We start from the raw sequence: 14956 nt of genomic DNA, 5'->3' as shown, positions 1-14956 counted from the left end.
CTAATATGCTTTTGCAAATATTACCCTTCCTTTTGAAGGTTTTCCTGAGTAAACACAATACCCTTCCGATTGCTTCTGATTCAAAGGAATGCATCGAATGGTAGCTTTTGTTTCTTGTTTAATTTTCTCTTCAGTTTCTGCTGTACCATCCCAATGGGCATAGATAAAACCAGACTTTTCTTCAAGCACTTTTTTAAATTCCTCATAGGTATCGACATGATGTGAATTCTCTTCCCTAAAATCAATTGATTTTTGAAGTAGATTATTTTGAATATTTGTCAAAAGATTTTCTATCTTCACTTCAATATCTTGAATTTGTAGGACTTCCTTCTCTAAAGTATCTCTGCGAGCAACCTCAACAGTACCGTTTTCTAAATCTCTAGGACCAATTGCTACTCTAACAGGCACACCTTTAAACTCATACTCGGCAAACTTCCATCCTGGTTTGTGGGTATCTCTATCGTCAAATTTCACAGATATCCCTTTGGACTCTAAATTTTTCTTAATCTTCAGTGCGGTTTCTGATATAATAGCTAATTGCTCTTCTCCTTTGTAAATCGGCACTATAGCAACCTGAATTGGAGCCAAATTAGGAGGCAATACCAATCCGTTATCATCCGAATGCGTCATGATCAATCCTCCAATCAATCGAGTAGACACTCCCCAAGAAGTTGCCCAAACGTAATCTAACTTACCTTCTTTGTTGGCAAACTTAACCTCAAAGGCTTTCGCAAAATTTTGCCCCAAAAAGTGTGAGGTACCTGCTTGCAATGCCTTCCCATCTTGCATTAATGCTTCAATACAGTAAGTTTCCTCTGCTCCTGCAAATCGTTCGCTCTCAGTTTTGACGCCCTTCATTACAGGCATAGCCATATATTGCTCAGCAAATTCTGCATAAACATCCAACATCGTTTTTGATTCCTCAATAGCTTCCTCCTTTGTGGCGTGGGCTGTATGCCCTTCTTGCCATAAAAACTCAGCTGTTCTTAAAAACAAGCGAGTTCTCATCTCCCACCTTACCACATTTGCCCATTGATTTACCAAAATAGGTAAATCTCGGTAGGATTGAATCCAACCTTTATAAGTATTCCATATTACGGCCTCACTGGTCGGACGAACTATTAGTTCTTCCTCCAATTTTGCTTCTGGATCGACTATCAGTTTAGTCTTATCATTTGGATCAGTTTTCAAACGGTAATGCGTCACTACAGCACATTCCTTCGCAAACCCTTCTGCGTTCTTCTCTTCAGCTTCAAACAAACTCTTGGGAACAAATAGAGGGAAATAAGCATTAACATGACCAGTCTCTTTAAACATCTTGTCTAACTGCGCCTGCATCTTTTCCCATATAGCATAACCATAAGGCTTTATAACCATGCAACCCCTTACGGCTGAATGCTCTGCAAGGTCTGCCTTTGCGACAATTTCGTTATACCATTGAGAATAATTTTCTTTTCTTGATGTAAAGTCTTTGGCCATAATTGTTGGTATAGTATTTGATAAAAATGAAATGAATTGGAGGCAAAAATAATGATTTTTATAGGGTCTTCAATCGTAAATACTACACAATAAAAATAGTAAACTATAATACCATGTTAAGATATAAACACTTCTTCATCTTAGGTTTATCGATTACCTTAACGGCTTGCTCTTCGAGTTTTCAAAATAGCAGCACTATGAGTCGATTCGATGATATCTACTACTCTTCTAAAGACAAACCCACTTCTCAACCCATTAAGGAAACGGCATCATCAACAGAGCAACCATCAGAGTATGTTCCTGAAAATAGTAAACCAGGAACTGAATTAAGTGCTCCAAACTACAATAACTCGTCCAATTTTGATTATGACGACTATTATGATTATGAATATGCATCTAGGCTGAGACGTTTTCATGGACCTTCAATGGGTATGAGTTATTATGACCCATATTTTACTGACGCTTATTTTTATAATTACAACCCCTACTATGCTGGAACAAGTATCTATTATGATCCATTTTTAAGACCATACTCTAGTATCTCAATTGGGTTTGGAATGGGCTATAATTCTTGGGGGTACGGCGGATTCAATCACTGGGGATATCACCCTTGGGGCTACAATCCATGGGGGTATAACAACTACTGGCTGGGTTATAATCACGGTTTTTACAATGGGTATTATAACGGTTTTTATACTGGAGGAATATATGAGGGAGGAAGATCAAGTAATGTTTATTATGGACCTAGAGGTGCCAATATCAACTCCCCATACCAAACAGTAGGAGGCAGAAGCACTACTGGAAACACTCCAAGACCTAGCGGAAGGACTGCCAACCCAACCAATACTGTAGTCCCAAACAATGTTACTAGGTCTAATTCCAATACGACTTCTCAACCAGCAGTCGCTCGTCCTACAAGCACGACTCCAAGAACATCAACAAATCAACCAGCGTCTAATCAACTGGAACAAAATCAGAACGAAACTCCAGTTATAATTAATAGAAACCCTGCAACCTCAGTACCTAACAATGCTACTGAGGTACCTAACACCAACACCCAACCTGTTAGAAATAACAGACCAACAAACACATACAGCAGACCAAGCAGAGGTGGAAGTTATAACCAATCCACACCGACTCAAACTCGACCAACACAAACAAGACCAACACAGACAAGACCAACACGTTCTACTCCATCTTACAATAGTACCCCGAGCTACAACAGAAGCTCTGGCGGCTCTACAAGTGGTTCACGAAGCAGTTCTCCAAGACGATAATAAAAAAACACATGAAACAGATTCTTTCAATCATCCTTTTAGGATTCACATCTTACACAAGCGTATTTGCTCAAAATGAATTAGATGCATTGCGATACTCTAACTTAAATTATAGCGGTACAGCTAGATTTAATGCTATGGGTGGAGCATTCACAGCTCTTGGAGGTGACTTTTCTTCTATCTCAATCAATCCTGCAAGTGCCGGTATCTATAGAAGTTCAGAGCTAACCTTTACCCCAAGTTTTCTATTCACCAGCAATTCTGCGGACTTCTATGGCAAAACCACAGACAATGGAAGACTGAACTTTAATATAGGTAACATTGGATACGTAGGACATTCCAAACAAGATAAAAACGGATGGAAAGCTCTAAACTTTGCTGTAGGCTACAGCAGAACTAACAGCTTCAATAGAGAGTATAATTTTAGAAGTGGTTACGAAGACAACTCTTCTTTAATTAATACTTATGTAAATGAATTAAACTCGTACAATTCAGGGTTTGGTTTAGCAGCCAATCAAATCGGCTCTTATTATCCTGCTGATATTTCTATGGCTTACCAAACCTACTTAATAGACTCTATCAATGGTGGTGGCTATGATGTAAGATTCTATGATGCAGATGGAATTTCAAAATCATTCAATGTAATTGAGAAAGGTGGAATGGGTGACCTAGGAATTACTGTAGGAGCAAACTATGAAGACAAGCTATACATTGGTGCTGCGGTAGCATTCTCTATCGTTAACTTTAATCAACAAACGACTTACAAAGAGCGGATGAATTACAGTACACCAATTGACTCTACTAATCAAGCAAATGAATTTTATAGAGTAAATGAATTCACTAGAAGAACTAGCTTGGATGTTACTGGTAGCGGAGTTAATCTAAAGTTTGGTTTAATCTACAAACCAATCGATGCAGTTAGAGTTGGAGCGTCTATTCAATCGCCAACATATCTTTCTTTGGACGACAACTACTCCACAAGTTACAGCTCCAGCTTAAGTGATGGAAGTAGTTTTTCAGACGAGTACCTTTCAGAATTTGGTTACCGAATAAATACACCATGGAGAACGAATGCTGGTGTGGGATTTATCCTTGCTAAAAAAGCAATTATTTCTGCTGATTATGAATATGTCAATTACCCCAAAGCCAAACTTAAAGATGCAATTGATGCGACTTCTAGCTATGGTTTTGAAGAAGAAAACATTCAAATAAATGACGATTTTTCTAAAGCCCATAATATTAGATTGGGGTTAGAATATAGAATCAATCAACCATATAGCGTAAGAGCAGGGTTTAAATACAACGACAATCCTTTAAATACGAATTTATCTGAAAATCTTTCGGCAAAAACCTTCTCTGCAGGAATCGGTTATAAAGACGAAAAAGGTTACTTCATAGACTTAGCTTACTCTTTAAGACAATACTCAGAGACTCAAATTTTACAAGGAATAATGAATACTGCGAATTTAGATCAGAACAGTCATCTAATTCAATTCACAGTTGGATTGAGATATTAATATTTGATTTTATATCAAAAGAGGGGAGAAACATCAAGTAGATGATTCCTCCCCTCTTTTTCATTTTGACATTAAGGTCGTTTCTTGTTTAGGTATATTTTCTCGCCCACCTTGGGTTGATAACCTTCTTCTACTCTATTTCGTTTCCACAACTTCTTCAGCTTTACACCATGCATTTGAGAAATATCCAATAAGGTTTCTCCAGAATTTACGATATGGATATCTTTTTTTGCCTTTCCACGTTTGGGTTGAAGATAGATAATATCTCCCAATTCAGGCGAGTCCGTTTCTTCCAAATCATTGTATTTAGTTATTTGCCATAATCCCATATTGAATTCATCTGCTATATCCTCCAAATTATCGTTTGATTTGGCAATCACATATTTAATATTGTTATCGTGTGTAGCTACCTTATGATTTCCATTTTTACTGGTGTAAGCAGTCGATCCTTTATTCGATTTTGAGCGATCCTCCTTTTTATCTTTCTTTTCCGCCAATTGCTTTTGATCCTTTTTGTGCGCTTTTGGATCATCGAACTTATAAAGTTCATTTTTTTCAATAATCCCTATCAACAAATCTGGATACTTTGGATTGGTAGCATACCCTGCCTTCTTTAAGCCTTTTGCCCAACCTTTATAATCTGTAATTTTTAATTCGAAAAGAAATGCATACCTATTTCTCCCTGTTAAAAATGCAGAGTGATCTTTATAACTTTCAATTACTTTTCGGTATTTTCTAAAACACTCATCTTTAGCATCGTCATCCATTGTAAAGGTTGGCCCTTTCCAATCTGAATGGCATTTAATTCCGAAGTGATTTTTAGCGTAACGCGCTAATGCACTATTCCCATCTCCCGACTCTAAGATTCCTTGAGCCAAGGTAATGCTCGCAGGAATTCCTGTGCGCTGCATTTCTTCGATGGCATCGTCTTTATAGGTCGCGATATACTCTGCACGAGTCATTCGTTTAGAGCCTGCCTGTGCAAACAATATGGAACATGATAAAAATATAAGTGTGAATAGTAAACTACGCATGTTATCAACTGGTGTTAATAAGTTTAAACTGCAAATTTAAACGTAGTTGTAGAAAAAAAATTGAGTAAAATGAACAAGATATTAACAGTGAATTATTAAATTAATACAACCCTAACCCTAGCCGCTCTTCCATTCCTTTATTACCTTGCACACCACCTGTATGTATGGCTAAAATCTCAGTGCCAGGAGAGAAATAGTCCTTTCGAATCAAATCAGTTAATCCGAAGAGCATTTTACCATTGTAGATTAAGTCCAATTGAATGTGATAATCTTTTTTGAATAAATTCACAAAATCAACTAATTCTGGTTTTACTTTAGCATAACCACCAAAATGATATTGGTTGAACATCGTCCAGTTGTTGTTATCAACGATATTATTATCAGCCAAAATAGAAGTAAACTCTTCGCCTACCTTCTCTCCTTTCAACGCAGAAAAAATGAGTAATTGCTGCTCTTCATCCAACACCGAATAAATTCCGGCTGCAGTTCCTCCACTTCCAAAAGGAGTAGCAATACAATCATATTCTTGACCCCAATCTGCTTTCATTTCGGCCACCCCATTTATCGCCAACTGATTGGTTCCTCCTTCAGGAATAATGCATACTTCACCGAATCGCTGCTTCAAGCCTTCTAAAAATGAAACATCCTTCTTTAATTTATAGTCGCTTCTACTGATGTAATGCAATTCCATGCCATTATCTACAGCAGTTTTTAATGTAGCGTTGAGTGGCAAATGCTCCTCCCCTCTTATGATACCTATTGAATTTAGATTAGAAAGTTTAGCCGCGGCTGCAGTTGCAGCAATGTGGTTGGAATAAGCTCCTCCAAATGTTAGAATGGTCTTATTCCCTTGCTCTATCGCATAGCGAATATTGTATTTCAGCTTTCTGAATTTATTCCCACTTACTTCAGGATGCAACAAATCATCTCGTTGTAAAAACAAACGCACCTTTTTCGCCTCATAAAGCGGAGAAAATAATTCTTGAACAATCGCGGTTTGTTGTGCGTTTACCATTCTTCAAAGTTATATCAAATAACCTTTAATTTACCGAACAAAATAAGATGCTTTATACTTTAAGGGTATATGAGATAAATGCCGAGCTACTCATAAACAAGAAAACAAAAAATTATGCAATTTGGTGTAGAGGCAGTAGTTTGCGACATTTAAGAGTCAAATCGGTATTAATCGAATTCATTTCCTAATTGCAGTGTTGATGATTAACTTTGTACCTTTCAAAAATGGTATGGACGGATTTTCACCTTTTAACAAACTAGACCCCGAAGACTACTACACTTCAAAAGAAGGGTATTTAGTCTTTACAGAAAAATATCATTTAAAAAGAGGGTATTGCTGCAAGAATGGTTGTAGGCATTGCCCATATGGATTTAATAAAACCAACAAAAAAAGATTTCAGAAATGAATACAATGCAACTAGAAGATTTCAAAAAGTCCGTTTTAGAAGGAATTCCACAATCAATTCCTGCAAAAAAAGAGTATGATCCCAATATCAATCACGCTCCTAAGCGAAAGGAAATTTTAAATCAGGAAGAGAAAAAATTAGCTCTAAAAAATGCATTGCGCTATTTTCCAAAGGAGCAACATAAAGAATTAGCGGCGGAATTCGCTGACGAACTCAAAACATACGGTAGAATCTATATGTACAGGTATCGACCTGACTATGAAATCAAAGCAAGAAATTATACCGACTTCCCTCATCAATCCAAGCAAGCTGCAGGTATCATGCTAATGCTAAGCAACAACCTAGATTATGCAGTAGCACAACACCCACACGAGTTAATTACTTATGGTGGAAATGGGGCCGTATTTCAAAACTGGGCGCAATATCGCTTAACAATGAAGTATTTGGCTGAAATGACGGACGAGCAAACCTTAGCATTATATTCAGGTCATCCGATGGGTTTATTTCCATCACATAAAGATGCACCAAGAGTAGTAGTGACCAATGGAATGGTGATTCCTAATTACAGCAAGCCTGACGATTGGGAAAAATTCAATGCATTGGGGGTAAGTCAATATGGCCAAATGACTGCAGGTTCATTCATGTACATTGGTCCACAAGGAATTGTGCATGGAACTACGATTACTGTATTAAATGCAGGTCGGAAGATTGCTAAAATTCCTGGTGAGGGCTTGGGTGGAAAATTATTCGTTACTGCAGGTTTGGGAGGCATGTCTGGCGCTCAACCAAAAGCCGCTAAAATTGCAGGTGCAGTAAGTATTACTGCAGAGATAAATCCAAAAGCGACGCATACTAGACATTCTCAAGGTTGGGTAGATGAGGTATTCTCTAATTTAGACGAACTGTTAGCTCGTACAAAACAAGCTCAAAACAACAAAGAGGCTGTATCATTGGTTTATCAAGGGAACATTGTTGATCTATGGGAGAAATTAGTTAAAGAAGATTTTCATGTAGACTTAGGTTCAGACCAAACATCTTTACACAATCCTTGGGCAGGTGGATATTATCCGGTAGGGATGAGTTTTGAAGAAGCCAACCGAATGATGGCGGAAGAGCCAGAGGCATTCAAAACAGCAATTCAAAACACATTAAAAAGACACGCTTCTGCGATTAATAAATTATCAGCAAAAGGTATGTATTTCTTCGATTACGGAAATGCATTTTTATTGGAAGCTTCCAGAGCAGGAGCTGATGTCATGAAAAATGAAGTCGAATTTAAATACCCTTCTTACGTTCAAGACATTCTTGGACCAATGTGTTTTGATTATGGATTCGGTCCTTTTAGATGGGTTTGTGCTTCAAACGATCCAAAAGATTTAGAAATAACCGATCATCTCGCGACAGAAGTACTGGAAGAAATGGCTAAAACTGCACCTACTGAGATTACACAGCAGATGCAGGACAACATCAAGTGGATAAAGGCCGCAAGTGAAAACAAACTAGTTGTTGGTTCTCAGGCCCGAATTCTTTACGCCGATGCGGAAGGAAGAATGAAGATTGCTGAAGCGTTTAATAATGCGGTTGCTTCTGGTGAATTGTCTGCCCCCATTATTTTGGGAAGAGATCACCACGATGTTTCCGGTACTGATTCTCCGTATAGAGAAACATCAAACATTTATGATGGATCACAATTTACGGCAGATATGGCTATTCAAAATGTAATCGGTGATTCGTTTAGAGGTGCCACTTGGGTTTCTATCCACAATGGTGGTGGCGTAGGCTGGGGAGAAGTGATCAACGGAGGTTTTGGAATGATGTTGGACGGATCGGCTGATAGCGACAGAAGATTGAAATCGATGCTGCATTGGGATGTAAACAATGGTATTGCACGTAGAAACTGGGCTAGAAATGACGAAGCTATTTTCGCTATTAAACGTGCCATGGCTGCTGAACCTTTATTGAAAGTTACTCTTCCTAATATTGCAGATGATGCTGATTTAGAGGGATTGTTTTAGTAGATATGATTCTTTGTCTTATCTTTCGACTCCGCTCAAGATGACAAATCAACTCCGCTCAAGATGACAAATCAACTCCAATCAGGATGACAAATCGACTCCGCTCTGGATGACAAAGGAAAAGATAAATCGAAAGGCTTTGGGAAACTGAAGCCTTTTTTTAGTTCTTTACCGCAAAGTTCGCAGAGGTTTCACAAAGAGCGCTAAGAATGAATTTCACTTAGATTAATCAATTCCAATACTTACCTTTAAATTTTCATTTCAGCTGTGCTCAATATAAACCTAATAGGCTCAAACTGACAAAAGAAAAATATTATCCCTAAAAACAAAAATAAGTGATATTAAACCAAAAAAGTCTAACTTCTTAGCTCTAACTTCTAGCTTCCTTAATTAACGCAACTCCGCTCCTAACTCCTTCTGATACGTCTTAATTAACTTGTCCATTACCTTTTCGATTTGAACATCAGTTAATGTTTTATCGTCGTCTCCGAAAGTAAAACTAACGCCGTATGATTTCTTTCCTTCAGCTAAGTTCTTTCCTTGGTATACATCAAACAGGTTCACTTCTTTCAATAGCTTTCGCTCTTGCTTTTGTGCTAATTGTTCGATTTGCTCAAACGTAATGGAGTCATTAATTAATAGTGCCAAGTCTCTTCTTACGGTTGGGAATTTAGAAATCGGGCTATATTGAACGGCTTTAGTTGAAACCAATTTCAAAATATTATCCCAGTTAAAGTCCGCGTATAACACCTCTTGAGAAACGTCAAACCTATTAAGTAATTCGTTGCTAACAGCTCCGAAATCAACCAACGATCGCTTATTTAAAGTATACGAAATACCGTAAGCGAAATGATCATTCTTAACTTCTTCCGTTTCTAATCGGCCTTTCAATCGCAACTTTTGAATAATCAATTCTACTTGATTTTTTAGGTCAAAAAAATCAACATTACTTGTCTTGGATTGCCAATTTTCTGACTGTTTCGTTCCAGTCATAAATAGACTTAATCTCTTAATCTCTTTGTATTTTCCTTCTTCTGTTCTGAAATAGGTCTTTCCGAATTCATACAATTTTAAACGATCAGACTTTCGGTTGATGTTATACCTCAACGTATCTAATCCGCCAAACAATAAATTTTGACGCATTACACTTAAGTCAGAGCTCAATGGATTTAGCATTTCTACTACATCATCACCTAATTTATCATCAGTTTTATACAAGTTAGCAGCCGTTAATGAATTGTTCCAAATCTCGAAAAATCCGTTATCGGTCATTAAGTTAGAAACACCGTTCTGAATTTCTTCAGCATCAGGTTTTGGCGCATACGACAAAGAAGACTTCAAAAAATCTGGCATCTCAATGTGGTTGTAACCAAAGATTCTTAACACATCTTCAATCACATCAATTTCTCGCTGTACGTCTACTCGATAAGGAGGAACAGACAAACTCAAAACGCCATCCTTTTCTGCTTTTATTTCTATTTCTAAATCAGTTAAAATTTGTTTGATTCGCTCCTCTTCTATTTCCTGACCAATAATTCTATTGCAGTTGGCAATGGAAAAATCAAACTCAAAATTAGAAATTGGATTTGGATAGATATCGTCGATCTCACTTGAAATCTCGCCACCTGCTAATTCTTGAATCAGCAATGCAGCTCTTTTCAAAGCATAAATTGTTATGTTAGGGTCAGTCCCTCTTTCGTATCGGAAAGATGCATCTGTGTTTAATCCATGACGTTTCGCCGTTTTACGAACTGATACCGGATTAAAGTATGCACTTTCTAAAAATACATTAGTGGTAGAAGTCTTTACGCCACATTTTTCGCCACCAAAAACACCTGCAATACACATGCCTTCTTCTGCATTGCAAATCATCAGGTCTTTGTCAGACAACTTTCTTTCTGCTCCATCTAAAGTTACAAATTCAGTCCCTTCAAACAATTGCTTCACGATTACCTTATCGCCAATAATTTTATCGGCATCAAACGCATGAAGCGGCTGTCCCATTTCGTGCAATACATAATTGGTCACATCCACCACATTATTAATCGGCTTAGCGCCAATAGTCAATAGGTGATTCTTCAACCAATTCGGACTATCCTTTACGGCAACACCTGAAATAGTCAAGGAAGAATATCGAGGACACGCTTCCTGATCTTCTACAGTTACCGATACAGTTCTTGAAGTATTGGCTACTTTAAAATTAGCTACTGATGGCTTTATTAATTCTGCTGTTTTATCGTATCGCTTCAATACCGCTACTAAATCTCTTGCGACTCCAAAATGTGAAGCGGCATCAGCTCTATTTGGTGTTAAACCAATCTCGATCATCCAATCGCTTTCTACATTAAAATATTCTGCAGCTGGAGTACCTACAACAGCATTGGGATCTAAGACCATGATTCCATCATGTCCTTCCCCCAGTCCGATTTCATCTTCTGCACAAATCATCCCTTCAGACACTTGGCCTCTAATTTTTGATTTTTTGATTTTAAACGACTCCCCGTCAATTGGAAATAGTTCTGCTCCGACAGTGGACACCACTACCTTTTGCCCAACTTCCACATTGGGTGCACCACAAACAATACTCAACGGCTCATCGCCACCCACATTTACGGTGGTACAATTTAATTTATCCGCATCAGGATGCTTCACTTTGGTTAAAACCTCACCAATTACTATGCCTTTCAACCCCCCTTTGATGGTTTCTACCTCTTCCATCCCTTCTACTTCTAATCCACAATCAGTTAGATAAGTAGACACTTCTTGAGGGGTAATATCAGCTTTAATGTAATTGCGTAACCAACTGTATGCTATCTTCATGGATAAATGAAATCAAAAATTAAAAAAACAAAGATAAAAAAACGCATAGATAGAATAGGAAAGGTTCGTGATTAATTATTCACCTTCCAGACTTTCACACGTCGATCATCACCTGTGCTAATTAGGTATTTATTGATAGATAGCGGTAGCAATGCATTTACAGAATGGGTATGTCCTTTTGATTTTGGAAATTGAATGCGTTGCAAAGGCTTTAAAGTATCTACATCCCACACCTTTATTGTTTTATCACGACTTGCTGAAATAACATATGGCGTGTTGGGAAACTGTTGCAAATTATAAATAGCCCAATTGTGCGCAGGAAATTCATTGACTTTTTGATACATCATCAAGTCCCACTCTACTAAATAAGCTTCTTTTAATCCAACTAATAAATGATGATCGTTGTTGATATACACCAATGAATTAACACCTGAATCATGCGTCAACGTTTGTTTTTTTTGAAAGGTATCAATATTCATTAAGTGTATTAATCCATCTCCGCAACCTACCGCTAATTCACTTCTATTGTTGGAATAGGCTAGTTGCCTAATTTTTTCTTTTGTGAACTTTATTTGACAAATCAATTCAAAGTTTTCTGCATTCCAAATGGAAATACTTCCATCACCTGACGCCACATAAAACTGCTTTTTATCAGCGTTATATTTCATGTCGAACACATAGGCTTTATGCGCTGCGAGCAATTTAATTTCTTTCTTTTGAGCTAAATCCAGCACGTGAATTCCTCCACCAGTTTGCCCGACTAACAAAATGTTTTGCTCCGATAAATAACACAAAGAAACAATCATGGCAGGAATTTGAGCGATTACTTTGTGCTCATCGGTTGTTACATTCCATAAGATGACTTTTCGGTCAGATCCCGCTGAAAAAAAGGTTTCAGGCGTTGGGCCTTGCTCTAGGGCATAAACTGCTGCTTGGTGTTCGTGGTATTCTTTTACGAAGGTGAGGATTTCTGTCAAAACTGAGTTTTTGGGGTAAAATTAAGGGTTTAAAAAATGATACTAAAGAAAAGAGAGGTTAGACCACTTTGCTGCTAGAATATAGATGTTTGAGTGAAATCTATATTAAGAATAATTGACTGACTAATCATAACTTCCTCCTGTTGATTTCGCTAATTCACACAGAAAATATTTTAATGATTATTACCACAAAGGGCTCAAAGAATTTTCGCTAAGTTCACTAAGAAACAAGTAGTCTATAAATACCATAAAAGAAGTCTAACTTCTGATCTAACAGCGAAACGGTCTTACTTCTTCCCTACGAAATCCTACTCCAATTCGTCTTTCCTCTTTGTTGTTCTCGAGCGAAGGCCAATATTGGCTGATGCTCGGGCAATTGCAAATTTGGATCCTTATCTAAAATATCTTTGGCCGCATTTCGTGCTATTTCTATCATTTGTCCATCCTTGGCCAAATTTGTAAGCTTTAAGTTGACAGGCACTCCGCTTTGTTGGGTTCCTGATAAATCTCCTGGACCACGTAACTTTAAATCTACCTCAGCAATTTGAAATCCATCATTGGTTTCCGTCATGGTTTTCATTCTCAATTTCCCATCGTCCGACAATTTATAACCCGTCATCAAGTAACAATACGACTGCTCAGCTCCTCGCCCTACTCTACCTCTTAATTGATGCAATTGTGATAATCCAAAGCGCTCTGCACTTTCAATCACCATCAAGGAAGCATTGGGCACATTTACACCCACTTCAATTACAGTTGTGGCCACCATAATGTGGGTTTCTCCATTCACAAAACGCTGCATCTCGAACTCCTTATTTTCATTGGTCATTTGACCATGAACAATACTCACCTGATAATCAGGCCGAGGAAATTTATTCAGTACATCCTCAAAACCTGCTTGTAAGTTGGCATAATCCATTTTCTCGGACTCGTCGATTAATGGATAAACGATGTAGACTTGCCGGCCTAACTTTATTTGTTCTCGGAGCACTCCCCACAATCGTTCTCGCTTATTTTCAAACCAATGTATGGTTTCTATCGGCTTTCTACCAGGTGGTAATTCATCGATTACAGACACATCTAAATCGCCATAAAGCGTCATAGCTAGTGTTCTGGGAATAGGTGTAGCAGTCATGACTAAAATATGCGGTACACCATTGCTATTTTTCTTCCATAAACGTGCTCGTTGAGCTACACCAAATCGGTGTTGTTCGTCAATTACGCACAAGCCCAAATTGTGAAACTTAACTTTATCCTCCAATAATGCATGCGTACCAACTAATATGTGCAATTCTCCACTCTCTAGTTCTTTATGAATAATCCTACGTTCTTTGACTTTTACCGACCCCGTTAGCAATGATATTTTCACTGGCATTCCTTCAAGCATTTCGCTTAATGAGGCATAGTGCTGTTGTGCTAAAATTTCTGTTGGTGCCATTAAGCAGGCTTGAAAACCATTATCAATAGCCATCAACATAGACATAAGCCCCACAACTGTTTTACCACTCCCAACATCTCCTTGCAGCAACCGATTCATCTGTCGGCCAGTGCCCATGTCTTTTCGGATTTCTTTCAATACTCGTTTTTGAGCGTTAGTCAATTCAAATGCTAAATTCTGTTCATAAAAATGATTGAAATAGTCTCCAATTGAAGGAAAAGCAAATCCTCTGGTTTTATTGGTGTTAATCAGCTTTAATTTCAATAATTCGAGTTGAATAAAAAACAACTCCTCAAATTTCAAACGAAAAATAGCACGTTTAAGAATTTCCGCATTCTTTGGAAAGTGCAATTGAATCAATGCTTTTTCTCTCGACAGTAATTTATACCGATCGATAATATCCGATGATAAATTCTCTGGAATTTTACCAATTATCTGGGTAAATAAGTTCTTTTGGAGTTTGACAATGTTCTTGGAATTAAGTCCCGAGTTATTCAACTTCTCCGTAGAGGCATAAACCGCTTGCAAGGTGGATTGCAGTGTATTTTTGTACTCCACTAATGTCTCCAACTCTGGATGAACTATGCTCAGTGAGTTATTAAAGGCATTGACCTTACCATACAAAACATATTTGACTCCTACACGAACGGTGGATCCTAAAAATTTAATTCCCTTGAACCAAACTACCTGAATCCTACCTGTATCGTCTTTGAAGATTGCAGACAAACGCTTTTGACGTGTTGCGCCAATGGTTTCTATGTGAACAAACTCTCCTACAATTTGGATGTAGGGCAAATCAGGATGAAGCTCTGAAATAGTATAGAATTTCGTTTTATCCACATAGCGGAATGGATAATGGGTCATTAATTCGCCAAACGTATGAATATTCAACCCCTTTTTAAGAAGCTCGGCCCGCTTAGGTCCAACCCCTTTGAGGTATTCAATAGACGTTTGTAATAATTGACTCATTGCTTAAAA

General features: G+C 37.8%; 10 protein-coding genes. 4 read left to right on the top strand and 6 right to left on the bottom strand.

The features are described from left to right. Nucleotides 1–1479 (bottom strand): proline--tRNA ligase, encoded by a 1479-nt coding sequence (proS, locus tag GQN54_RS11220; RefSeq protein ID WP_160633636.1) that lies wholly within the window; start codon nucleotides 1477–1479, stop codon nucleotides 1–3. A 113-nt stretch (nucleotides 1480–1592) separates the two neighbouring features. On the opposite strand from proS, the gene GQN54_RS11215 reads away from it, so the two are divergent. Next, nucleotides 1593–2756, top strand: coding sequence for a hypothetical protein (locus GQN54_RS11215; protein WP_160633635.1), 1164 nt, complete (start codon nucleotides 1593–1595; stop codon nucleotides 2754–2756). An 11-nt stretch (nucleotides 2757–2767) separates the two neighbouring features. Then, nucleotides 2768–4273 carry an OmpP1/FadL family transporter gene (locus tag GQN54_RS11210; protein WP_160633634.1) on the top strand — a complete coding sequence of 502 codons (1506 nt, stop codon included), beginning with the start codon at nucleotides 2768–2770 and terminating at the stop codon, nucleotides 4271–4273. 71 nt (nucleotides 4274–4344) lie between these two features. Here the strand turns inward: GQN54_RS11210 and GQN54_RS11205 are convergent, their stop codons facing one another. Beyond that, nucleotides 4345–5307: a glucosaminidase domain-containing protein gene (locus GQN54_RS11205; RefSeq protein ID WP_160633633.1), complete on the bottom strand. Its 963-nt coding sequence runs from the start codon at nucleotides 5305–5307 to the stop codon at nucleotides 4345–4347. A 100-nt stretch (nucleotides 5308–5407) separates the two neighbouring features. Then, on the bottom strand, nucleotides 5408–6322 hold the full coding sequence (locus tag GQN54_RS11200) for a 1-aminocyclopropane-1-carboxylate deaminase/D-cysteine desulfhydrase (protein ID WP_160633632.1): 915 nt from the start codon (nucleotides 6320–6322) through the stop codon (nucleotides 5408–5410). A 229-nt stretch (nucleotides 6323–6551) separates the two neighbouring features. On the opposite strand from GQN54_RS11200, the gene GQN54_RS11195 reads away from it, so the two are divergent. Both GQN54_RS11195 and GQN54_RS11190 read left to right on the top strand, forming a co-directional pair. After that, complete coding sequence (locus tag GQN54_RS11195; protein WP_160633660.1) at nucleotides 6552–6728, top strand: DUF5522 domain-containing protein; 177 nt, start codon at nucleotides 6552–6554, stop codon at nucleotides 6726–6728. Nucleotides 6729–6733: 5 nt separating this feature from the next. Continuing rightward, entirely contained in the window at nucleotides 6734–8743 is a 2010-nt protein-coding gene (locus GQN54_RS11190) for a urocanate hydratase (RefSeq protein WP_160633659.1), read from the top strand. A 390-nt stretch (nucleotides 8744–9133) separates the two neighbouring features. On the opposite strand, the gene pheT is transcribed toward GQN54_RS11190, so the two are convergent. The 3 genes from pheT to recG form a co-directional block, all read right to left on the bottom strand. Beyond that, entirely contained in the window at nucleotides 9134–11563 is a 2430-nt protein-coding gene (gene pheT, locus GQN54_RS11185; RefSeq protein ID WP_160633631.1) for a phenylalanine--tRNA ligase subunit beta, read from the bottom strand. Nucleotides 11564–11634: 71 nt separating this feature from the next. Beyond that, a complete protein-coding gene (locus GQN54_RS11180) occupies nucleotides 11635–12540 on the bottom strand; it encodes a WD40 repeat domain-containing protein (RefSeq protein WP_160633630.1) in 906 nt (301 codons plus the stop codon). Nucleotides 12541–12838: 298 nt separating this feature from the next. Next, nucleotides 12839–14947 carry an ATP-dependent DNA helicase RecG gene (gene recG, locus GQN54_RS11175; protein ID WP_160633629.1) on the bottom strand — a complete coding sequence of 703 codons (2109 nt, stop codon included), beginning with the start codon at nucleotides 14945–14947 and terminating at the stop codon, nucleotides 12839–12841. Nucleotides 14948–14956 lie beyond the last annotated feature (9 nt).

The sequence above is a fragment of the Acidiluteibacter ferrifornacis genome (assembly GCF_009909615.1).
GTDB classification, from domain to species: domain Bacteria; phylum Bacteroidota; class Bacteroidia; order Flavobacteriales_E; family Vicingaceae; genus Acidiluteibacter; species Acidiluteibacter ferrifornacis.
Note: the sequence above shows the minus strand (reverse complement) of the source record. Positions and strands in the feature narration are given on the sequence as shown.

What these genes read in the sequence shown, in the direction of transcription:
- GQN54_RS11215 (WP_160633635.1), top strand. Translation starts at nt 1,593, where the DNA reads ATGTTAAGATATAAACACTTCTTCATCTTAGGTTTATCGATTACCTTA.
- GQN54_RS11200 (WP_160633632.1), bottom strand. Translation starts at nt 6,322, where the DNA reads ATGGTAAACGCACAACAAACCGCGATTGTTCAAGAATTATTTTCTCCG.
- proS (WP_160633636.1), bottom strand. Translation starts at nt 1,479, where the DNA reads ATGGCCAAAGACTTTACATCAAGAAAAGAAAATTATTCTCAATGGTAT.
- recG (WP_160633629.1), bottom strand. Translation starts at nt 14,947, where the DNA reads ATGAGTCAATTATTACAAACGTCTATTGAATACCTCAAAGGGGTTGGA.
- pheT (WP_160633631.1), bottom strand. Translation starts at nt 11,563, where the DNA reads ATGAAGATAGCATACAGTTGGTTACGCAATTACATTAAAGCTGATATT.
- GQN54_RS11190 (WP_160633659.1), top strand. Translation starts at nt 6,734, where the DNA reads ATGCAACTAGAAGATTTCAAAAAGTCCGTTTTAGAAGGAATTCCACAA.
- GQN54_RS11210 (WP_160633634.1), top strand. Translation starts at nt 2,768, where the DNA reads ATGAAACAGATTCTTTCAATCATCCTTTTAGGATTCACATCTTACACA.
- GQN54_RS11195 (WP_160633660.1), top strand. Translation starts at nt 6,552, where the DNA reads ATGGACGGATTTTCACCTTTTAACAAACTAGACCCCGAAGACTACTAC.
- GQN54_RS11205 (WP_160633633.1), bottom strand. Translation starts at nt 5,307, where the DNA reads ATGCGTAGTTTACTATTCACACTTATATTTTTATCATGTTCCATATTG.